This window comes from Variovorax sp. CCNWLW235 (assembly GCF_037204085.1).
Classification (GTDB): domain Bacteria; phylum Pseudomonadota; class Gammaproteobacteria; order Burkholderiales; family Burkholderiaceae_C; genus Variovorax.
In genome coordinates this window covers 14,547-34,223 of the sequence record NZ_JBBCBW010000005.1, presented here as the reverse complement: position 1 = coordinate 34,223, position 19,677 = coordinate 14,547, and the positions used below count along the sequence as shown (strand labels likewise).

Here is a 19,677-nt window from a genome sequence, read left to right as displayed (position 1 = left end):
ACCGATGGCGCCCCGGCAGTCGTTCTTCACGATGCCTTTTGCGAAGGTCTATCCCTTGTATGTTCAAAAGGCGGAACGCAAGGGCCGGACGAAAGCAGAAGTCGATCAGATCATTTGCTGGCTGACGGGCTATGACATGCCCGGGCTGCAGCAGCAGATCGAGCAGGCGAACAATTTTGAAACCTTCTTCGCCCAAGCTCCGGCCATTCATCCGGACAGCTCGCTCATCAAGGGCGTGGTGTGCGGTGTTCGCGTTGAAGACATCGAAGATCCGCTCATGCAAAAGGTCCGGCATCTGGACAAGCTGATCGATGAGCTCGCCAAAGGCAAGGCGATGGAGAAAATTCTGCGGAAGTAGTTTTTCTGCGAGCGGTTGCCGTTCACAGGCTTTCGGCAATCCGCTCCCGCAGCCACCGGTGGCCCGCATCGCGATGCCGGCGCTCATGCCAGAGCATGGCCATTTCGTAGCCCGGCACCTCCAGCGGCGCCTCCACCACGCGCAGCCCCGGCGCGCCGCGCGCCAGCCGCTCGGGCAGCATTGCAACCATGTCGGTACCGGCCAGCACCGACATCATGAAAAGGAAGTGCGGCACCGACAATGCCACGCGGCGCTCGAGCCCTTTCTTTGCGAGCGCCTCGTCCGTGGGCCCGATGAAGCCGCCGCCGCCCTGCGACACCACCACGTGCTCCAGCGCGCAGAACTGCGCCAGTGTGGGCCGGCGCTTCAGGCGCGGATGGCCTGTGCGCCCGGCAAGCACATAGCGCTCGTGGAACAGCACCCGCCGGTGCAGCCCGGGCGGCGCACCCACGCTGGTATGAAAGAACAGGTCGATTTCTCCCTGCTCCAGCTGCCGGGCCATGCGCGAGGGGACCGCCTCCACCACGGCAAGGCGCGTGTTCGGCGCAGCGGCGCGCAGGCCGGCAAGCGCCGGCAGAAGAATGGCCGACTCGGCATAGTCGGCCGCGGCCACGCGCCAGGTGGTGGTTGCCTCGGCGGGGTCGAACGGCTTGGTAGGAGCCACCGCACGGCCCAGCGACTCCAGCGCTTCGCGCAGCGGCTCGCGCAGTTCGTCGGCGCGCGCGGTGGGCCGCATGCCGCGTTGCGCGGGCACCAGCAGCGGGTCGTTGAACACCTCGCGCAGCTTGGCGAGCTGCACGCTGACCGAGGGCTGCGAAAGGTTGAGGCGCTCGGCGGCACGGGTGACGCTGCGCTCTGCCAACAGCACATCGAGCGTGAGCAGAAGGTTGAGGTCGAGCCGGTTGAAATTGTTCAACACTATTCCTGGAATTTCGAATATTCATTTCCAATATAGCTCGGCTGAACCTAACCTGCATGCATCTTCATTCAACGCAACATGCAACCGTGAAAATTCTTCTTGTTCATGCCCATCCCGAGCCGCGCTCCCTCAACGGATCTCTCAAGCAGTTCATGGTGGAGTGCCTCGTGCAATCCGGACACGAGGTGCGCGTGTCCGACCTTTACGCCATGCAATGGAAGGCAACGCTCGACGCGGACGACTTCCCGCACATCGAGCCCGGCGCGCACTTCGACCCGGTAGCCGACTCGTTGCGCGCATTCGAAGCCGGCACCCAGCGCGACGAGGTCGCGGCCGAGCAGGCCAAGCTTCTGTGGGCAGACGCGGTGATCTTCCAGTTTCCGCTGTGGTGGTACACGATGCCGGCCATCCTCAAGGGCTGGATAGACCGCGTCTATGCCTACGGCTTTGCCTACGGCGTGGGCGAGCACTCCGACTCGCACTGGGGCGACCGCTTCGGCCAAGGCGTGATGAGCGGCAAGCGAGCCATGCTGGTGGTCAGCACCGGCGGCTGGGCTTCGCACTACAGCGCCAGAGGCATCAACGGACCGATGGACGACCTGCTGTTTCCCATTCATCACGGGGTGCTGTACTACCCCGGGTTCGAGGTGCTGCCGCCCTACGTGGTCTACCGCACCGGCAACGTGGATGCAGGCGCCTACGCAAGAATCACCGAAGAGCTCGGCCGCCGCCTCGACACACTGTGGACGACGGACCCGATTCCGTTTCGTCCGCAGAACTTCGGCGACTACGACATTCCGGCGCTCACGCTGCGCGACGAGATCGCGCCGGGTGAATCAGGCTTTGCGGCGCACACTGCTCCGAAGAAGAGCGCGAACGTACGCTAGCAGCGGCCGCCGCCTTCCCCGGCTACTCGGCTTCGATACCGGCCGCCTTCACGATGCGCCCCCACTTCTGCGATTCCGCAGTCTGGAACTTGGCGAGCTCTTCAGCCGAGGTGGTGAACACTTCGGTGCCCGTGGGTTCGTAGAACGCTGTCTTGGCAGACTCGCTCTTCGCAGCCTTCACCAGCAGCTCGTTGAGGCGCTTGACCACCGCCGGCGGCGTCTTGGCTGGCGCATAGGCCGCGAACCAGTAGCCCATTTCATAGCCCTTCACGCCGGCCTCGGAAATGGTGGGCACATCAGGCGCGAGCGGTGAGCGCGCCGCGCTCGACACACCCAGCGCGCGCAGCTTGCCGCCCTTGACCTGCGGCAGCCCGGTGGCAGCGTCGGTGATCATCATGTGGATTTGCCCGCCCAGCAGGTCGGTCACTGCCAGCGTGTTGCTCTTGTAGGGCACGTGAAGCAGCTTGATGTCGGCCATCTGCTGCAGCAACTCGCCTGCCATGCGGCTGGACGAACTGCCGCTGCCAAAGCTGTACTTGCCCGGCTCCTTCTTCGCGAGGGCGATGAATTCGGCCACGCTCTTGGCCGGGAATGAGGGGTTCACCACCATGATCTGCCCGCCCTTGCCCAGCGCGGTAACGGGCGAAAAATCTTTCACCGGGTCGTAGGGCAGCTTCTTGAACAGGTGCTCGTTGGCCGCGTGCGTGGTGTTGGTGGTGATCAGCACGGTGTAGCCGTCCGCCGCGGCCTTGGCCACCTGCTGCGAGGCGATGAAGCCGCTGGCGCCGGCCCTGTTGTCGATGACCACGGGCTGCTTTGTTTCCGCCGTGATGCTGTTGCCCAGCGCGCGTGCGATCTGGTCGGTGGCCGTGCCGGCTGCAAAGGGCACCACGAAGGTGATGGGCTTGTCTGGAAAGGCCTGCTGCGCATGGCCGAGCAGCGGCACCAAGGCCAAGGCGGCGGCCGAAAGGGTGAGGGAACGTCGTTTCATTTTTTTGTCTCCGGATGGATGGGTGAGGAAAAAGAAATCGGATTGCCGCTATGGCCCCGCCAGCAGCGGCACAAGCGGGCGCGGCACGCGAATGGGCATGTCCAGCAACAGGAACGAGAGCGCCTTGCCGTGCGCATCGAGGTTCAGCGCATCGTTGACGCCGCCGTCGAGCACCGCATCGAGCACGAAGTTCATCGCATGCAGCCTGGGCAGCAAAAAGCGCTGCACCCGCGAGGGCGCACGGTGGCGAAACAGCGCGGCCACGCGTTCAGGCGTGAGCTGTTCGGCCAGCAGCGGATAAAGGTCCGGATGCCAGGCGATCACGCTGATGTTGGAGCGGTCGCCCTTGTCGCCGGTGCGGCCGTGGGCGGCGCGGTAGAGCGGCACTTCCACGAAGTCTGTGGGCGTGTTCATGCCAGGGCCTCCGCGCCGAGCAGTTCGAAACGCACCGGCACCGCTTCGCGCGGCAGCAGGCACGACAAGGTATTGAGCCGCGGCGTGAGCGCGGTGCGCACGCCACCGCCGCCCGCCGGCCCGCAGGTGTACAGCGCCATGACTTCGCGCGTGAGGCGCTCGGCCTGCGCACGGTCTGTATGCGAGGCCGCGATACGCAGGCGCACATCGCGCAGGCCGGCATCCGGCGTATCGGCGAGCATGCGCCCGGCGTCGTCGCCAAAAATGCTCAGCGCACCGATCAGGTCCACGCGCAGCGCAAGGCTGCCTAGCCGCTTGCGCAGCACGTCTGCCGCGAGCCGCGCACGCGCCTCGGCGCGCGGGCCCGCATAAGAAATTTCGCCCTCGGCGAGCCAGCCGCCTTCATGGCAGACATTGACCTTGTAGTGGCTGGGCCGCGCATGGCCGCGCACGCCTGACAACGCCACGCGATTCGCAGCGTCCGGCAGCTGATCGATCTGGGCTTCGGCAATGTCGGCCACCACGTCGGGCGTGAGGTAGGCGTTCGGGTCGTGCACCTCGTACAGCAGCTGCTCCTTCACCGTGGCCTCGCTCACAAGGCCGCCGGTGCGGTCGGCCTTGCCGATGGTGCAGTGACCGTCGGCATCGATCTCCGCAATCGGGAACCCCACTTCTTCGAGGCCCGGCACGTTCTTGTAGCCAGGGTCGGCAAAGTAGCCGCCGCAGACCTGCGCGCCGCATTCGAGCAAGTGGCCGGCCATGGTGGCTCGGCCCAGCCGGTGCCAGTCGTCGGCGCGCCAGCCGAAGTGCGACATGGCCGGACCTACCGTGAGAGACGGGTCGGCCACGCGGCCGCACACCACGATCTGTGCACCCGCATCGAGGGCTGCGGCAATCGGCTCGGCGCCGATGTAGGCGTTGGCACTGACGATGCGCAGGCCGTCCATCTGCGCGCCAAGCGCTTCGTGCAGCAGCGCGAGATGCGCAGGGCCGGAAAGATCGTCGCCCTCCACCACTGCGATGCGCGGCTCGGCAGCACCCAGTTCGCGCGCCATGCGGGCAATGTGACGGGCCGCGGCGCGCGGATTGGCTGCGCCGAAATTGCTCACGATGCGAATGCCGTGCGCAAGGCAACGCGCCAGCACGGGCCGCAGCATGGCATCGAGCAAGGGCTCGTAGCCGGCTTCGGGGTTGTCGCGTCGGCGCAGCTGGGCGAGTGCGAGCGTGCGCTCGGCCAGCGTTTCGAAGATCAGGAAAGCGCGTTGCTCCGCCGGGCCGCCTTGCAGCCGGGCGATCAGCGTATCGACCACCGGCCCGGCCGCATCGGTGCGGTCGCCGGAAAAGCCGGCAGCGCAGCCGATCAGCAGTGGGGGCGATGCAGTGGCATTCATCGAGGCGGACTTTATGCAGCCCGCCATCATCCGTAAAATCGAAAATTCAGATCAATTGATCCAAATTTCGGATCATTGCTCGAGCCGGATGCCGACCTTGCCGATGATGGCGCCCCACTTGCGTCCTTCGCTGTCGATGAAAGACCTGAATTCTTCAGGCGAGCCGCCACCCGCCACAAGCCCCTGACCAGCCAGCAACTCGCGCACGGCCGGCTCCTGCAGCACAGTGTTCACGTCGGCATTGATGCGGCGCACCACCTCTGGCGGCGTGCCGCTTGCGGTGAACAGGCCGTTCCAGGCCAGCGCCTCGAAACCGGGGTAGCCGGACTCCGCGACCGTGGGCACGTCTTTCATGAGCTCGGAGCGCTTTGCGCTGGTGATCGCCAGCAGCTTGATGCGCTTGCCCTGAATGAGCGGCAGCAGCGCCGGCGCCACGGTGAACAGCGCCTGCGTATCGCCCACCGCCACCGAAAGCCCCGCAGGCGGCGAGCCGGCATAAGGCACATGCACCGCCTCGATGCCGGCGATGCTGCGAAACAGTTCCATCGTGAGATGCGACGAACTCCCCGCTCCCACCGACGCATAGCTGAACCCGTTGCCCTGCTTCTTCGCCCAGGCCACGAACTCCGGCAACGTGTTCGCGGGATTGCCGGCCTGCACCGCCAGCACGTTGGGCTGCGAGGTCGTGAGCACAATGGGCACCAGGTCGCGCGCGGGCGCATAGGGCATGCGGCTGTACATGTAGGGGCCGAAGGCAATCGGCCCGTTGAAGCCGATGCCCAGCGTGTACCCGTCATGCGGTGCCTTGGCCACCGCGTCCATGCCGATCAGGCCGCCCGCGCCGGGTTTGGTCTCTATCACGACGGGCTGCTTCCACATCGTTCGCAGCCGGTCGGCCAGCGTGCGCGCGATCAGGTCGAGCGAACTGCCCGGCGGCGCGGGAACGATCACGCGCACGGGCTTTGCCGGCCACTCCTGTGCCTGTGCAGCCAGGCTCATTGCGCATGCGAGAAGGAATACGGCGACGGCGAGCTTGCGCCTGTTGTTCATTTTCAAGATCCTGGCTTGAGCCGACCGGCTACCTTAGCTCAGCATTGCGCCGCTGGCGTGCCCAAACAAAAAGCCGGACCTGCTTTCGCAGGACCGGCCCTTGGGTACATCGTCCTTGCAGACGAGCGTGGCTGCTACGGCAATTACAGCGGCAAGGCGTCGCCGCGCGCGGCCGCGTAGGCTTGGGCGCGCACCGTCGCGCGGTCCACCGCACCCGCCACCATCGGGGCGACACCCGAGGAAGCGCCTTCGGCATACGGATCGGCATTGCGAGCCGTGGCCACCGCTTCGGCGCGCACGGCTTCGCGGCTGTTCATGGCAACCGGCGCATAGGCCGGCCCCGAATCGGCGCCGGTGGCGTAGGGATTGCCAATACGCGCGGCAACCACGGCGCCGGCGGCCACGTCGGCACGGCTCTCGGCGGAGGTCAGGGGATGGACGCCTTCATAGGTTTCGGCATGAGCGGCACCAGCGGCGGCTACCAGGGCCAATGCAGCGGCGGAAAAGAGCTTGGAGGCGGTCATTCAGTTTCCTTTGTTCAATGTGTTCAATGGCTTGAAGTTGGTTGGAGATGCTTCGAACCGTTCTTGCTTGATGGGCAGGTCCGTGAAATCAATTCTGCGACCACATCTAAGTACAAACCCTTGGCGAATGGAATCTCGGTAATCGCGACGTGGAAACGGTGCGGCGGCTTTTGAAATGACGCGCGAAAGCAGGTATGGCTCAGCAGTAAGCCGCCGCGCACAGGCATGATGCGGCCTACCAGATCGGCCCGGAAAGCCTGAGGGCCTTCCTCTCGACCCGCCCGCTGGCCCCGAGGGAGCAACATCAATGAAAGCACCGCCACGACTGCAGTCGCTGGTCGACGAAGGCCTGATCGACACGGTGGTACGCCAGCTGATGAGCGGCAAGGAGGCCATGGTGTACGTGGTGCGCTGCGGCGACGAAACACGCTGCGCCAAGGTCTACAAGGAAGCCGACAAGCGCAGCTTTCGGCAGGCGGTCGACTACACCGAGAACCGCCGCGTGCGCAATTCGCGCGAAACGCGCGCCATGGCCAAGGGCACGCGCTTCGGCCGCCAGGTGACCGAGGCCATCTGGCAAAGTGCCGAGGTCGACGCGCTCTACCGCCTTGCAGCGGCCGGCGTGCGCGTGCCGGTGCCCTACAACTTTCTTGAGGGCGTGCTGCTGATGGAGCTGGTGACCGACGCCAACGGCGACGCGGCGCCGCGGCTCAACGACGTGGCCTTTACGCCTGAAGAGGCAGTGCGCCACCACGCCAGCCTGCTGAAGGAGGTGGTGCGCATGCTGTGCGCGGGCGTGGTGCACGGCGACTTGTCGGAGTTCAACGTGCTGCTGTCGGCCGACGGCCCGGTGGTCATCGACCTGCCGCAGGCGGTGGACGCGGCGGGCAACAACCACGCGAGGCGCATGCTGCTGCGCGACGTGGAGAACCTGCGCAACTTCTTCGGCCAGTTTGCGCCGGAGCTGCTGGGCACGCACTACGGCGACGAGATCTGGCACCTGTACGAGCGCGGCCTGCTGCGCGTCGAATCGGTACTGACCGGCACGCACGTGCGCGACACCGGCCCTGTCGACCTGGGCAACGTGATGCGCGAAGTGGACGATGCGCGCGAGGAAGAAGCGGCGCGCCGGGTGCGCATGCAACTGCCGCGGCTTTAGCCGGCAGCTTTGCGCCTCACAGGGCAGCCCTCTATGGCCGCTCGTTTCTCAGGTCGCGCAGTTGATCTTCGGCGCGCTCCAGTTCCGAGCGAAGCGTGCGAATCTCCTGCTCGAGCTTGTCGATGCGGGCCGCGCGACTCTGCTGAGTTTCCGAGCCGTGACAACGCGTGCGCAGCGCGGCCAGGGTTTCGGCCAGCTGTCGCCGGCGCAGCATCTGGCCCCGGGAGCGCGCAAGGTCCATCTCACGCTCGAGCGCAGCTTCTTCCGCCTCGCAGGACACCCCCTCCACTTGCTTGGGCTGCTCCGCCGGCTGAGCAAAGACGGGGACTGCCCCACCCAGCGCGACGGCCATCAACCAGCGCTTCACGCGCGCTTTCCTTCGCGCGCTTGAAGCTCATCCAACCCATAGACATCCATTGCGGCTCCCATTGCATGTGCGGTACAGACGCCCGCGTTCGGGCGCATTCTGTCCCAGTTAGAAGGAAGCGCTTCACGCCAGTTCCTCCACCCGCAGCGCCGCCACCGCCCCTGCCACCGCCGGGAGCGACTGGAGTGCGCCCAGGGCCAGGTCCATCGCGGCTTGCCGCATCGGTTGGGTCAGCACCAGCACTTGCGGGGCAGCGCCGGCCTGGCCGGTCGCAAGCGTTATTTGCTGCACCGGCAGCTGCTGGGCGGCGGCCCAGCCTGCCACCGCCTCGATGCCGCTCGCTGCATGCACGGGCACTCGCAGGTAGTGCGACGAACACACGTCGGCGCGAGGAAGCACCGGCAGTGTGTTCATTGCATGGGCATGAAAGCCCAGGTGCGGCACCCGCTGGGCGGCACTGGTGCCCGCCAGGCGTGCGACATCGACCAGGTCGGCGATCACCGCCGACGCGGTCTGCTCCGAGCCGGCGCCCGCGCCGTAGTACATCGTCACGCCGGCCGCGTCGCCCTTGACCATGACGCCGTTCATCGACCCGTTCACATGCGCCATGAGGTGCGAGGCGGGCACCAGCGCGGGCTGGACGCGCAGTTCCACGCCCTCTTTCCGCCGCCGCGCCACGCCCAGCAGCTTGATGCGGTAGCCCAGCTGCTCGGCGCAGGCCACGTCCAGCCGCTGCAAGGCCGTGATGCCTTCCACCTGCACATCGTCGAAGCGCACCGGCGTGCCGAACGCATTGGCGGCCAGCAGCGTGAGCTTGTGCGCGGCGTCGACGCCCTCCACGTCGAAAGCCGGGTCGGCCTCGGCGTAGCCCAGTGCCTGGGCCTCGGCGAGCGCGGCGCCGAAGTCCAGCCCTTCATCGCGCATCTTGCTCAAAATGAAGTTGGTGGTGCCGTTGATGATGCCCGCCACCCACTCGATGCGGTTGGCCGTGAGCCCTTCGCGCAGCGCCTTGACGATGGGAATGCTCACCGCCACCGCACCTTCGTAGGCCACGGCCACGCCGTGCTTCCGCGCAGCCGCGAAGATTTCGGCGCCGTGCACCGCCAGCAGGGCCTTGTTGGCGGTGACCACATGCTTGCCGTGGGCAATGGCGGCCAGCACCCAGTCGCGTGCCGGACCGGTGCCGCCGGCCACTTCGACCACCACGTCGACGTCGGGGTGCGTCGCAACGCGCAGCGGGTCGTCCGTCAGCGGAACGTTCCCGCCCACCACGGCGGCGGCCCGCGCCAGGTTGCGCGCCGCGACCATCACCACCTCGATGGGCCGCCCTGCCCGGCCCGCAATTTCGGCCTGGTTGCGGGCCAGCACGCGAAACGTGCCCGAGCCGACGGTGCCGATGCCGATCATGCCCACGCGCAATGCGTGGGGGGCCGCGCTGCGGCTGGGCAAGGGTTCGAGTGACTGGACTGGATCGCGGTACATGGAAATCTCCGGATGAAAAAACAAAAACCCAGCTGCCAGAGCTGGGTTTCAATCATTCGGAGAGAAGAGCGATACACCAGGTGGCTGCCGAAACGGCCACCTGCGCGTGCTCAGGTGGCCGCGGTGGTAATGGTGGTAATCATTCGTGCAACCAATGCCCCATTCGCCCGCGCAAACGCAGGCGGCATCATGCGGGCCATGGAGGCGACGCAATCGGCAGTGGGGAAAAAGCGGCAAGACATGAGAAGGCGCAGTGTACAGGAGCCTGCCGGGGCATTGCCCAAGCTTGCCGTGCCAACCTGCGGAAATATAGGGAGCAGGCCTACAGCGCACGGCCCGCTGAAGGCCTAGCGTGGTGGGCAAAGCAAAGAACTGCATCACCAGGAGGCAGCACCATGAAGAACTTCGTCCTAGAACCCCGCATGCGAGCAACCATCGGCGGCGCCTTTTACCCGAGCGGCTACTCGATGGTGATGTTTCCGAGCGCGGAAGACGCCAACCGCATCGGCCATCAGCTGCTCCAGAAGGGTGTGAGCGGCGACGAGATCTACCTGATTCCGCCGCAAACGGTGCTCGAGGAGATCACGCCCACCGTGAAGGAATCCGACGACCCGCTGCCTTCGGCGGGTACCGATGCCGCCACGGTGCGCGCCTACACCAAGCTCGCGCGCGAAGGCCACACGGCCTTGCTCGTCAGGACGAAGAACGAAGAAGAAGCGAACCGCCTGATGGAGGTGGTGCGCGCCGTGCCGTATTCGATTGCGCAGCGCTATCGCACACTGGTCATCGAAGACCTCTGAACGCTTCGGTGCCCAGCGGTTCAGGCCGCCACCGCGGCCCGCCGGACGACGTCGCGGGCCATAGCCTGCGCCAATTCGTGTTCGCCAAGAAACACCGTTGCGGCGGTCTGCTGGGTCAGCAGTTGGGCCTCGTCTTCGTTGTGGCTGCGAATGACGGTTTCGATGGCAGGGTTGAGCGTGCGCGCGGTTTCCATCATCTGGCGCACGTTCAGGGCGTCAGGCGTTGCGACCACCAGCACACGGGCACGCGCAATGTGCGCCTGGATCAGCACCGCCGGGTCGGCCGCATCGCCCCATACCGCCGCAATGCCGGCTTCGCGCAGCTTCTCGACCAGCTCGCGGTTCTGCTCGGCCACCACATAGGGAATGTCGTTCGCCTCCAGCTCGGCCGCGATGCGCCGCCCTACCCGGCCGTAGCCCACCAACACCACCTGCCTTGAAAGGTACCTGGCCTCGGTGGTGGTCGGCAGCTCGGCCAGGGGGTGGTCGCGCGACTCGAGTCCGCGAGCCACCGGCAAACGGGCATGCAGCCACTTCTGCAATGGCGTGATCAGGCTGAACCACAGCGGATTGGTGGCAATTGAAATCAGCGCGCCGGCAAGAATGAGGCTCTGGCCCTCGACCGGCAGCACGCCGAGCGATACGCCAAGCCCCGCCAGGATGAACGAGAACTCCCCGATCTGCGCGAGGCTTGCACTCACCGTAAGCGCCGTACCCAGTGGATAGCGGAAAGCCAGCACCAGCGCGCAGGCGGCAAGCGACTTGCCCAGCACGATCACGCCCACCACAGCCAGCACCTGCAGCGGACGCTCGATGAGCACCGAGGGGTCGAACAGCATGCCCACGGACACGAAGAACAGCACCGCGAAGGCATCGCGCAGCGGCAGCGATTCTTGCGCGGCGCGGTGGCTGAACTCCGATTCGCGCATGACCATGCCCGCGAAGAATGCCCCCAGCGCAAACGAAACGCCGAACAGCGCCGCCGATGCGAATGCAATGCTGACGGCCGCCGCAATCACGCACAGCGTGAACAGCTCGCGCGAGCCGGTACGCGTGACCTGCCAGAGAATCCAGGGGAAGGCGCGCCTTCCGACCACGAGCATGAGCGCCACGAAGCCGCCCACCTGCAGCAGCGTGAGCCCGAGCGTCTGCCACAGCGGCTCCGCGGAACCCGCCGCATCGGCGGCATGGCCGCCCAAGGCTCCCGCGAGCGGCGGCATCAGCACCAGAACCAGCACCATCGCCAGGTCTTCGACGACCAGCCAACCCACGGCGATGCGGCCGGTGAACGAGTCGAGAATGCCCAGGCTTTCAAGCGCCCGCAGCAGCACGACCGTGCTTGCCACCGACAGCGCCAGCCCGAAGACCAGTGCCTCGCCCCAGGACCAGCCCCACCAGAGCGCCAGCGCACCGCCGAGCAGCGTGGCCACCGCGATCTGCGCCAACGCTCCGGGCAAGGCGATCTTGCGCACCGCCAGCAGGTCGTCGAGCGAAAAATGCAGGCCCACGCCGAACATCAGCAGCATTACGCCGATTTCGGCCAGCTGCGCCGCAATGCCCGCATCGGCCACAAAGCCCGGCGTGAAGGGGCCGATGATCACGCCCGCAAGCAGGTAACCCACCAGTGCGGGCAACCGCAGGCGCACCGCAAAAAAGCCGAACACAAGCGCCAGCCCCAGGCCGGCGGCGATGGTGTTGATGAGGGAAACGCTGTGAGGCATCGTTCCATTTTGCAGGAACGATGCGCGGCCCTTTACTTCACCCGGCCCTTCACCGGGCCGTCATCGTGCCTTCAGGCCATTCAATCGGCCATCTTGCTGATGCGCGCGCCTTCCAGCACTTCAGGCTCCTGCGACTCGACCCAGCTCTCGTTGTTGAGACCGGCCTTCAGCCGCTCGGTGTCGAGCTCGTTAGTCCACTTGGCCACCACGATGGTGGCCACGCCGTTACCGATCAGGTTGGTCAGCGCACGCGCTTCGGACATGAAGCGGTCGATGCCCAAGATGAGCGCAAGGCCGGCCACCGGCACGTGGCCCACGGCCGACAGCGTGGCGGCCAGCACGATGAAGCCGCTCCCGGTCACGCCCGCCGCGCCCTTGGAAGTGAGCAGCAGCACGGCCAGCAGCGTGATCTCCTGGGTCAGCGTCATCGGCGTGTTGGTGGCCTGCGCAATGAACACCGCCGCCATCGTCAGGTAGATGGAAGTGCCGTCCAGGTTGAACGAATAGCCGGTGGGAATCACCAGGCCCACGCAGGCCTTCTTCGCACCCAGGTTTTCCATCTTCTCCATCATGCGCGGCAGCACCGATTCGGACGACGAAGTACCCAGCACGATCAGCAGCTCTTCCTTGATGTACTTGATGAACTTCCAGATGCTGAAGCCGTGAAAGCGCGCAATGAGCCCCAGCACCACGAAGATGAACAGCAGGCAGGTCAGGTAGAACGTGCCCATCAGCTTGCCGAGCGAGAACAGGCTGCCCAGGCCGTACTTGCCGATGGTGAACGCCATGGCGCCAAAGGCACCAATGGGCGCGAGCTTCATGATGTAGCCGACTATCACGAAGAGCACGTGCGAGCCCTTCTCGATCACGTCGAACACCAGCGTGCCGCGTCCGCCGAAGCGGTGCAGTGCAAAGCCGAACAGCACCGCGATGAGCAGCACCTGCAGGATCTCGCCCTTGGCAAAGGCGTCGACCACCGTGCTGGGAATCACGTTGAGCAGAAAGTCGATCGTACCGGTCATCTTGCCGGGGCCGGTGTAGGCGGCGATCGCCTTGGTGTCGAGCGTGGTCGGGTCGATGTTCATCCCCGCGCCGGGCTTCAGCACGTTGACCAGCAGCAGCCCGACCACGAGTGCGATGGTGCTCACGACCTCGAAGTAGAGCAACGCCAGGCCGCCCGTCTTGCCCACCTTCTTCATGTCTTCCATGCCGGCAATGCCGACCACCACCGTGCAGAAGATGATCGGCGCGATGATCATCTTGATGAGCTTGATGAAGCCATCGCCGAGCGGCTTCATGGCTTCGCCGGTGGCGGGATAGAAGTGCCCGAGCAGCACGCCGATGACCACGGCAGTGATCACCTGCACGTAAAGGGAGCGGTAGAGAGGAAGTTTGCGGGTCGGTGTGATTGTTGTGTCTGCCATGTCGTGCCTCCAGCGGGTGGGAAACTTTATGGCCGTTCTCGCGCCTTTCCATTCGTAGAAGCCACATCGCTGGAAACAAAAAAACCCGCCGAAGCGGGTTTTTCGATCAGGTTCCAGTCAGCATGCTCAGTGCATGTGAAGCCCGCCGTTCACCGAGAAATCGGCCCCGGTGGAATAGCCTCCCTCGTCCGTGGCAAGCCACGAAATGATGGACGCGATTTCGCTAGGTTCGCCCAGGCGCTTCACGGGAATGGTGGCCACGATCTTGTCGAGCACTTCCTGGCGGATGGCTTTCACCATGTCGGTGCCGATATAGCCCGGGCTCACGGTGTTGACAGTAACGCCCTTGCTCGCCAGCTCTTGCGCCAGGGCCATGGTGAAGCCGTGCATGCCGGCCTTGGCGGCCGAGTAGTTGGTTTGCCCCGCCTGGCCCTTGGCACCGTTGACCGAGCTGATGTTGATGATGCGGCCCCAGCCCTTCTCGACCATGTCGCCCACCACCTGCTTGGTGACGTTGAACATGCTGTTGAGGTTGGTCTCGATCACCGCGCTCCAGTCTTCCGGCGTCATCTTCAGGAACATGCGGTCCCGCGTGATGCCGGCGTTATTGACGAGCACGTCGATGGGGCCGTGTGCCGCCTTGGCGGCGGAAAATGCTTCGACCGTGGATTGCCAGTCGCCGACATTGCCGACCGACGCGTGGAACTCGAAGCCCTGGGCCTTCTGCTCGGCCAGCCATTTGGCATGGTCGCGCGTGGGGCCGCAGCCTGCGACGACAGTGAAGCCGTCTTTATGCAGACGCTGGCAGATGGCAGTTCCGATGCCACCCATGCCTCCGGTGACATATGCAACTTTCTTGCTCATGAAATTTTCCTTGATGTGTGCGAAGCAAAAGCCTGAACGGCCGCCTTCACTCTAGCGAGTTTCAAGCCATCGTTCTCTGAGGAAAACACTGAGCCAAGCTTGCAACCAGCTGTCATGGCACCGCCAATGTGCAACCAGATGCGCGAGTCTGTACCTTCTTGCTTGTTTCGCCGCGCCTCACGAGTTCGAAAGTATGAGTTTCAGCCCCCGGCACACCCCACTGGCGACCAGCGCGGTCACGGCAAGCATGGCCGCCGTGTGGACCCCGACCGCCGCAAGCGCCAGCATCAGCGAGCCCGATGCCGCAATGTCCCGAGCCGGCGTGTCGCCCATGCAGAGCGGAATCAGCGCCGGCACCAGCATCAACCCGGCGCCATGCGCGGTGGCCATCATGAAAGACCAGAGCGCCAGCCCGGCATGCCCCGCCGGCGCACGCACCGCCTTGGGAGTGCGGCCCGAGAGGTGCAGCACCGCGGCCACGACCACCAGCCCGCCCGCCACCACTTGCATCACCGTCCGGTCCATCGACACGCCGAACGCCACCGCCGCCGCCACCAGCGCGACCGACCCGGCGTGCCCGACCGCGATGGGCACCAGGGCCCGCAGCGCCTGGCCCCGGTCTTTCGACCGGACGCCCCAGGCCGCGGCCCACATCCAGCCGGTGGCCGGGTTCAGGCCATGAACAGCGCCGAGACCCGCCACCACCAACCAGGGCCAGAGGTTTTCCACGGCATGCCTTCAAGTTCAGCCCGGTTGCCGATCAGTTCGACGGATGGCAGCACGCATGGGCCGCCGGTTTTGCGGCCGGCGCCGGCTCGTAGCGGTCGTGGTGGCGCACCCAGTCCATGGTGTAGACCGCGTTGTGCTCGTCGCGGCCCTTGGGGGTGAGGTCGAGCAGGTTGTATGTGCCCATCATCACTTCAACGCCGCGCTCATAGGTCGAATAGGTGTGGAAGACCTCGCCCGCGTCGTTCTTGTAGAACACGCTGATGCCGGGAGCCTCTTCGGCCGGGAAGGGCCGCACGCTGTAGTTGTAGTAGACCTCGCCCTGGCCCTCGGCCCACTCCTCTGACTTGAAGCTCACGCCGAAGTCGTAGTTGAAATCGCTGCCGAAGGCCGACACCCACTTGAACTGCCAGCCCATGCGCCGGCGAAAGCGCTCGATCTGGTCGAGCGGCGCACGAGAAACCGCCAGCAGCGTGACGTCGCGGTGCTCGAGATGCACCTTCATGCCGTCGACGTGGTCGGCCATGTAGGAACAGCTCGGGCAGCCCTGCTCCCAATCGGGGCCGAGCATGAAGTGCTGCACCAGCAACTGGCGGCGGCCTTCGAACAAATCTGCAAGGGTGCGCGGGCCGTCGGGCGTGTCGAAGGTGTAGTTCTTCTCGACGCGGGTCCACGGCAGTGCGCGGCGCTCGCGGGCAATCTGGTCGCGCAGGCGCGTCAGTTCCTTTTCGCGGGCCAGCAGCGCCTTGCGCTGCGTGAGCCAGCGGTCCTTGGCAACGACGGGATGATGGGCAATGCCGGTTTCGGCAACGGCGGTGTTCATGACGATGTGCTCCTTGGTTTCGATGAATCGTTTCGCGGGCAGATTCGCTCACGCCCTGGCGACTGTTTTCGGACGGCGCACGGCGCGGACTTTTCCGCTGCCTCCGCCGCCGCAATAGAAAAGGTCTCCCCCGTCGGATTCGAGCCCGCTCACGCCGGTGCCGCGCGGCATCTCGAGCCGCTCGAGCACGGCGCCGCTTTCGGGGTTGATGCGGCGGAGCTCGCTCTCGTCGCCCTCCCAGGTGCCGTGCCACAGTTCGCCGTCGACCCAGGTCACGCCGGTAACGAAGCGGTTGGACTCGATGGTGCGCAGCACGGCGCCGGTGGCCGGGTCGATCTGGCGGATCTTGCGGTCGCGGTACTGGCCCACCCACAGGCTGCCCTCGGCCCAGGTGAGCCCCGAGTCGCTGCCGTTGCCCGGGGCGGGAATCGATGCCACCACGGTGCCCGTTGCCGGATCGATCTTGTCGATGCGCGCCTCGGTGATCTGATACAGATGAGTGCCGTCGAACGCGGTGCCGGCATCTCCGGCGCAAGCCAGCGTGCGCGTGGTCTCTCCGCTCACGGGATCGAAGGCAATCAGCCCGTCGCGCGTGGCGGCCCAGACGCGTTGGCCGTCGTGGGTCACGCCGCCCACGCTCGCCTCGCCCGCCAAGGGGCCGTACTCGCGAACGATTTCGGCTGCGCGCGCCGTCACGGGGGTCTGGTCCTTGCCTGCCTTGCTGCCAGTGCTCATTGCTGCTCCTTGTTTGCGCCCCGGGATCGGGGCCTTGGAGACAACTCTATTCAATCGGCAGCGCAGCGGGGAGTAACAAGATCGTCGTGAATCCGGTCAGCGGCGGCGAAAGCCAGCGCTGAGCCCGCGCCCGCCCGATGGCCCGCACGCGCCCGGCAGCCTCCAGTTCGGCGAGTGCGCGCTGCACGGTGCGCTGGCTGGCTCCCAATGCCAGCGCCAGCGCCGAGGTCGACCACGCCGCCCCGTCGGAGAGCAGCGCCAGCAGCGACGCCTGGTCGCCATCGATGGGCGGTGCCAGCACGGCAACCTCGCGCCCGCCGTGCGGCTTGAGGACAAAACCCCGCGCCGTCGCCTCGATGCCCGCCAGCGGCGCAATGAGCGCGCGCAGCCTGCCGACTTCGACCCGCAGGCGCGCCCGGAGCGTCTCGTCGGGGTGGCGGGTGTTGAACGCATAGGCGATCAGCGCTTCGCGATCGACATCGCCGGGCCAAGCCTCCGCCAGCGCGCGCGCCAATGCAAAGAGCACCGGGCGCCGGGCCAGCGGCCGCCATGCATCGCCCGCGCCGACCCCGCGGCGGCATGCGTCGACCACCAGCGCGTCCGAAGCCAGGAGCGCTTCCACCTCGTCCAGGCGCAGCGTCTCTTCGCCGCCGGCGGAGCGGCGCCGCGCGGCGGGACGACTGAGCGCGGCACGCGCCTCCGCCACCTCGGCCAGGAGCGCCGGCACGCGCGCGCGTTCGGCCGCCTCATGCGCACGGGCGAGCGCCGCCTGCGCCGCGCCGGTGCGCAGCGACCGCAGCGCCAGCTCGGCCGCGGTGAGCTCCGCCACGGCTGCCAGCGACGGGGCAAGGCCGCGCGCATCGAGCGGCGCCAGCGTGGCCGCCGCCTCGTCGAGGCGGCCGAGCAGCAGGAACTTGCGCGCCGCAATCAGCCGCGCCTGCAGCGCATTGCCATGGTCGGCATGTGCCTCGAGCGTGGCGGCTGCCGCGGCAAGAGCGCGCGGCGATCCACCAAGGTCGCGCATCGCCAGCGCGACCTCTGCTTCGGCAACCAGGCAGCGGGCGCGCGCCAGTTCCTCATGGGCGCCAAAGCCGCGGGCGGCCCGCCGCAAGAGCTCTCGCGCGCGCGGGTGCTCGCCAAGCTGCGCCATGGCAATACCGCGCAGCGCCAGCGCAGGCGGATCGTCACGCAGGGCGACCCGCTTGAGGGCGCCGAGCGCATCGCCAGCGGCAAGCGCCCGCGCGGAGGCGGCGATCAGGGAATCCACAGGTCGCGGAGGTTAACCCGCCCTGTCGGCCGGTCCATTGGAGTTGTACAGTGCAACCTCTTTAGAAAGGAGGCCCGGTCTTGAAACCTTCCAACACACCGGCCGAATTGAAATTCGCGAGGCCGCTGGTCACTGTCGACGTCGTCATCTTCACCGTGCTGGAAGATGAACTGAAGGTCGTCCTGATGCGCCGCCCCAGCGATGCCCACGAGCCGTTCCCGGGTCGCTGGGCCCTGCCGGGAGGGTTCATCGACGTCGACAAGGACGCCAGCCTGCTCGGCTGCGCCTTGCGCAAGCTGCAAGAAAAAACCGGTGTTTCCGCGCCGTACCTGGAGCAACTGGGCAGTTGGGGCGACGCAAGCCGCGACCCCCGGGGCTGGTCGACCACGCACGCGTTCTTCGCGCTCGTGCCGAGCCAGGACCTGGTGCTCGAAAAAGGAGCGAACGCCGCGCAGGTCGAATGGATCGAGGCCACCGCGGCCGCCCGCAAGCGCCTGGCCTTCGATCACGCCGAAATCCTCGAAGCCGCCATTGCCCGCCTGCGCAGCAAGGTGGAATACACCTCGCTGCCCGCCTTTCTGCTGGGCGAACCCTTCACGCTGCCGCAGTTGCAGCACACCTATGAGGTCGTGCTGGGCCGCCCTGTCGACAAGAGCGCATTCCGCAAGCGGATGCTCGACGCCGGCTTCATGGAAGAAGCCGGCACCGTAGAAGGCACCTTCGGCCGGCCGGCCATGGGTTACCGCTTGCGCGACCGGTCTCAGGCAGCCCTGTTCCCCCGCACGTTCAGCCCGCGCGACGCCTCGGAGCTTGGCGCTTGACTTCTTCCCACTAAGTTGTACTATGCAACCCATATAGTTGCACAGTACAACTCTATCAAAGAGAACACCATGAAGCAGAACATCCAACTCCTTCTGATCGATCCGCAGAACGACTTCTGCGACCTTCCGGCCAACTGGCTTCCGGCAGACGCAGCCACGGGCGCGCCGTTGCAGCCGGCCCTGCCGGTTGCGGGTGCACATGCCGACATGCTGCGGCTGGCCCAACTCATTCGCGAGGGCGCGCAAGGCATTGGCGGTATCACCGTCACGCTGGATTCACACCACCGGCTCGACATTGCGCACCCTACGTTCTGGCAAACGCGCGACGGCGGGGGTGTGCCGCCATTCACCTCGATCACTGCGGCCCAGGTCAATGCCGGCGACTACCGTCCGCGCGACCCTGCTGCCCTGCCCCGGGCGCTGGCCTATATCGACGAGCTCGAGCGCCGGGGCCGCTACACGCTGATGGTGTGGCCGGTGCATTGCGAGATCGGCAGCTGGGGCCACAACGTGCACCCCGCGGTCAAGGCCGCCTACAACGCTTGGGAAGACGAGCAACTGCGCGTAGTGGAAAAGGTCGGCAAGGGCAGCAACCCCTGGACCGAACACTACAGCGCCATTCAGGCCGAAGTGCCGGACGAGGACGACCCCGCCACCCTGCTCAACATGCCGCTGGTGGAGTCGCTCGACCGGGCCGACCTGATCGTGATTGCCGGCGAAGCCAGCAGCCATTGCGTGAAGGCCACCACCGAGCACATTGCCGCCAACCTGCCCTCCGGCAATTGCGCCAAGCTGGTGCTCGTTACCGATTGCATGAGCCCGGTAACCGGCTTCGAGGCGCAGCACCAGGCGTTCTTGCAAGACATGGGCGACCGCGGCGCCCGGCTTCTCACCAGCGCCGAAGTGCTTTCCATATTGACCGCCAACACCTGACCGAACGAACAGCGAAGGACC

21 protein-coding genes are annotated in these 19,677 nt (G+C 66.1%); 6 read left to right on the top strand and 15 right to left on the bottom strand.

The annotated features are described in order from the left end of the window. Nucleotides 1-4: 4 nt before the first annotated feature. The gene (locus V9L21_RS07725; RefSeq protein ID WP_337310625.1) at nt 5-358 is read left to right on the top strand and encodes a DUF2200 domain-containing protein; all 354 of its coding nucleotides are present in this window, start codon (nt 5-7) and stop codon (nt 356-358) included. 22 nt (nt 359-380) lie between these two features. Here V9L21_RS07725 and V9L21_RS07720 read toward each other — a convergent pair whose 3' ends face one another. Beyond that, the gene (locus tag V9L21_RS07720) at nt 381-1,274 is read right to left on the bottom strand and encodes a LysR family transcriptional regulator (protein ID WP_337310623.1); all 894 of its coding nucleotides are present in this window, start codon (nt 1,272-1,274) and stop codon (nt 381-383) included. A gap of 89 nt (nt 1,275-1,363) precedes the next feature. Between V9L21_RS07720 and V9L21_RS07715 the strand changes: the two genes are divergently transcribed. Continuing rightward, on the top strand, nt 1,364-2,164 hold the full coding sequence (locus tag V9L21_RS07715; RefSeq protein WP_337310621.1) for an NAD(P)H-dependent oxidoreductase: 801 nt from the start codon (nt 1,364-1,366) through the stop codon (nt 2,162-2,164). A gap of 22 nt (nt 2,165-2,186) precedes the next feature. Here the strand turns inward: V9L21_RS07715 and V9L21_RS07710 are convergent, their stop codons facing one another. From V9L21_RS07710 to V9L21_RS07690, 5 genes are all read right to left on the bottom strand, one after another. Continuing rightward, nucleotides 2,187-3,155: a Bug family tripartite tricarboxylate transporter substrate binding protein gene (locus V9L21_RS07710; protein WP_337310619.1), complete on the bottom strand. Its 969-nt coding sequence runs from the start codon at nt 3,153-3,155 to the stop codon at nt 2,187-2,189. Between the two features lie 48 nt (nt 3,156-3,203). After that, complete coding sequence (locus V9L21_RS07705) at nt 3,204-3,569, bottom strand: AtuA-related protein (protein ID WP_337310617.1); 366 nt, start codon at nt 3,567-3,569, stop codon at nt 3,204-3,206. After that, complete coding sequence (locus tag V9L21_RS07700) at nt 3,566-4,960, bottom strand: acyclic terpene utilization AtuA family protein (protein WP_337310615.1); 1,395 nt, start codon at nt 4,958-4,960, stop codon at nt 3,566-3,568. Before V9L21_RS07700 ends, V9L21_RS07705 begins: the two co-directional genes overlap by 4 nt. A 72-nt stretch (nt 4,961-5,032) precedes the next feature. Beyond that, nucleotides 5,033-6,010 carry a Bug family tripartite tricarboxylate transporter substrate binding protein gene (locus tag V9L21_RS07695; RefSeq protein ID WP_337310612.1) on the bottom strand — a complete coding sequence of 326 codons (978 nt, stop codon included), beginning with the start codon at nt 6,008-6,010 and terminating at the stop codon, nt 5,033-5,035. A 143-nt stretch (nt 6,011-6,153) separates the two neighbouring features. After that, entirely contained in the window at nt 6,154-6,534 is a 381-nt protein-coding gene (locus V9L21_RS07690) for a helicase SNF2 (RefSeq protein WP_337310609.1), read from the bottom strand. A 307-nt stretch (nt 6,535-6,841) separates the two neighbouring features. Here V9L21_RS07690 and V9L21_RS07685 point away from each other — a divergent pair, with 307 nt between their 5' ends. Next, entirely contained in the window at nt 6,842-7,693 is an 852-nt protein-coding gene (locus V9L21_RS07685; RefSeq protein ID WP_337310607.1) for a PA4780 family RIO1-like protein kinase, read from the top strand. A 31-nt stretch (nt 7,694-7,724) separates the two neighbouring features. Here the strand turns inward: V9L21_RS07685 and V9L21_RS07680 are convergent, their stop codons facing one another. Next, nucleotides 7,725-8,060 carry a DUF1090 family protein gene (locus V9L21_RS07680; RefSeq protein ID WP_337310606.1) on the bottom strand — a complete coding sequence of 112 codons (336 nt, stop codon included), beginning with the start codon at nt 8,058-8,060 and terminating at the stop codon, nt 7,725-7,727. A 123-nt stretch (nt 8,061-8,183) separates the two neighbouring features. Further along, the gene (locus tag V9L21_RS07675; RefSeq protein WP_337310604.1) at nt 8,184-9,542 is read right to left on the bottom strand and encodes a homoserine dehydrogenase; all 1,359 of its coding nucleotides are present in this window, start codon (nt 9,540-9,542) and stop codon (nt 8,184-8,186) included. A 395-nt stretch (nt 9,543-9,937) separates the two neighbouring features. Here V9L21_RS07675 and V9L21_RS07670 point away from each other — a divergent pair, with 395 nt between their 5' ends. Continuing rightward, complete coding sequence (locus V9L21_RS07670) at nt 9,938-10,342, top strand: hypothetical protein (protein ID WP_337310602.1); 405 nt, start codon at nt 9,938-9,940, stop codon at nt 10,340-10,342. 20 nt (nt 10,343-10,362) lie between these two features. Here the strand turns inward: V9L21_RS07670 and ybaL are convergent, their stop codons facing one another. The 7 genes from ybaL to V9L21_RS07635 all read right to left on the bottom strand — a co-directional run bounded on the left by ybaL (nt 10,363) and on the right by V9L21_RS07635 (nt 17,902). Continuing rightward, nucleotides 10,363-12,063, bottom strand: coding sequence for a YbaL family putative K(+) efflux transporter (gene ybaL / locus V9L21_RS07665; RefSeq protein ID WP_337310600.1), 1,701 nt, complete (start codon nt 12,061-12,063; stop codon nt 10,363-10,365). An 80-nt stretch (nt 12,064-12,143) separates the two neighbouring features. Then, complete coding sequence (locus V9L21_RS07660; protein ID WP_337310598.1) at nt 12,144-13,487, bottom strand: dicarboxylate/amino acid:cation symporter; 1,344 nt, start codon at nt 13,485-13,487, stop codon at nt 12,144-12,146. A 126-nt stretch (nt 13,488-13,613) separates the two neighbouring features. Further along, nucleotides 13,614-14,351, bottom strand: coding sequence for an acetoacetyl-CoA reductase (gene phbB / locus V9L21_RS07655; protein ID WP_337310596.1), 738 nt, complete (start codon nt 14,349-14,351; stop codon nt 13,614-13,616). A 177-nt stretch (nt 14,352-14,528) separates the two neighbouring features. Then, nucleotides 14,529-15,080, bottom strand: a complete 552-nt coding sequence (locus tag V9L21_RS07650) for a hypothetical protein (RefSeq protein ID WP_337310595.1) — start codon at nt 15,078-15,080, stop codon at nt 14,529-14,531. 31 nt (nt 15,081-15,111) lie between these two features. Next, the gene (locus tag V9L21_RS07645) at nt 15,112-15,900 is read right to left on the bottom strand and encodes a DUF899 domain-containing protein (RefSeq protein ID WP_337310593.1); all 789 of its coding nucleotides are present in this window, start codon (nt 15,898-15,900) and stop codon (nt 15,112-15,114) included. Between the two features lie 48 nt (nt 15,901-15,948). Beyond that, nucleotides 15,949-16,635 carry a Vgb family protein gene (locus tag V9L21_RS07640; protein WP_337310591.1) on the bottom strand — a complete coding sequence of 229 codons (687 nt, stop codon included), beginning with the start codon at nt 16,633-16,635 and terminating at the stop codon, nt 15,949-15,951. 46 nt (nt 16,636-16,681) lie between these two features. Next, entirely contained in the window at nt 16,682-17,902 is a 1,221-nt protein-coding gene (locus tag V9L21_RS07635; RefSeq protein ID WP_337310589.1) for a helix-turn-helix domain-containing protein, read from the bottom strand. Between the two features lie 80 nt (nt 17,903-17,982). Between V9L21_RS07635 and V9L21_RS07630 the strand changes: the two genes are divergently transcribed. Continuing rightward, the gene (locus V9L21_RS07630; protein ID WP_337310587.1) at nt 17,983-18,723 is read left to right on the top strand and encodes an NUDIX hydrolase; all 741 of its coding nucleotides are present in this window, start codon (nt 17,983-17,985) and stop codon (nt 18,721-18,723) included. Nucleotides 18,724-18,792: 69 nt separating this feature from the next. Further along, nucleotides 18,793-19,656, top strand: a complete 864-nt coding sequence (locus tag V9L21_RS07625; protein ID WP_337310585.1) for a cysteine hydrolase family protein — start codon at nt 18,793-18,795, stop codon at nt 19,654-19,656. Nucleotides 19,657-19,677: the final 21 nt, after the last annotated feature.

Bases quoted from the DNA above. Each gene is read 5' to 3' on its own strand.
- V9L21_RS07690 (WP_337310609.1), bottom strand. From the start codon at position 6,534: ATGACCGCCTCCAAGCTCTTTTCCGCCGCTGCATTGGCCCTGGTAGCC.
- V9L21_RS07710 (WP_337310619.1), bottom strand. From the start codon at position 3,155: ATGAAACGACGTTCCCTCACCCTTTCGGCCGCCGCCTTGGCCTTGGTG.
- V9L21_RS07675 (WP_337310604.1), bottom strand. From the start codon at position 9,542: ATGTACCGCGATCCAGTCCAGTCACTCGAACCCTTGCCCAGCCGCAGC.
- V9L21_RS07640 (WP_337310591.1), bottom strand. From the start codon at position 16,635: ATGAGCACTGGCAGCAAGGCAGGCAAGGACCAGACCCCCGTGACGGCG.
- V9L21_RS07705 (WP_337310617.1), bottom strand. From the start codon at position 3,569: ATGAACACGCCCACAGACTTCGTGGAAGTGCCGCTCTACCGCGCCGCC.
- V9L21_RS07700 (WP_337310615.1), bottom strand. From the start codon at position 4,960: ATGAATGCCACTGCATCGCCCCCACTGCTGATCGGCTGCGCTGCCGGC.
- phbB (WP_337310596.1), bottom strand. From the start codon at position 14,351: ATGAGCAAGAAAGTTGCATATGTCACCGGAGGCATGGGTGGCATCGGA.
- V9L21_RS07625 (WP_337310585.1), top strand. From the start codon at position 18,793: ATGAAGCAGAACATCCAACTCCTTCTGATCGATCCGCAGAACGACTTC.
- V9L21_RS07645 (WP_337310593.1), bottom strand. From the start codon at position 15,900: ATGAACACCGCCGTTGCCGAAACCGGCATTGCCCATCATCCCGTCGTT.
- V9L21_RS07725 (WP_337310625.1), top strand. From the start codon at position 5: ATGGCGCCCCGGCAGTCGTTCTTCACGATGCCTTTTGCGAAGGTCTAT.
- V9L21_RS07670 (WP_337310602.1), top strand. From the start codon at position 9,938: ATGAAGAACTTCGTCCTAGAACCCCGCATGCGAGCAACCATCGGCGGC.
- V9L21_RS07685 (WP_337310607.1), top strand. From the start codon at position 6,842: ATGAAAGCACCGCCACGACTGCAGTCGCTGGTCGACGAAGGCCTGATC.
- ybaL (WP_337310600.1), bottom strand. From the start codon at position 12,063: ATGCCTCACAGCGTTTCCCTCATCAACACCATCGCCGCCGGCCTGGGG.
- V9L21_RS07660 (WP_337310598.1), bottom strand. From the start codon at position 13,487: ATGGCAGACACAACAATCACACCGACCCGCAAACTTCCTCTCTACCGC.
- V9L21_RS07695 (WP_337310612.1), bottom strand. From the start codon at position 6,010: ATGAACAACAGGCGCAAGCTCGCCGTCGCCGTATTCCTTCTCGCATGC.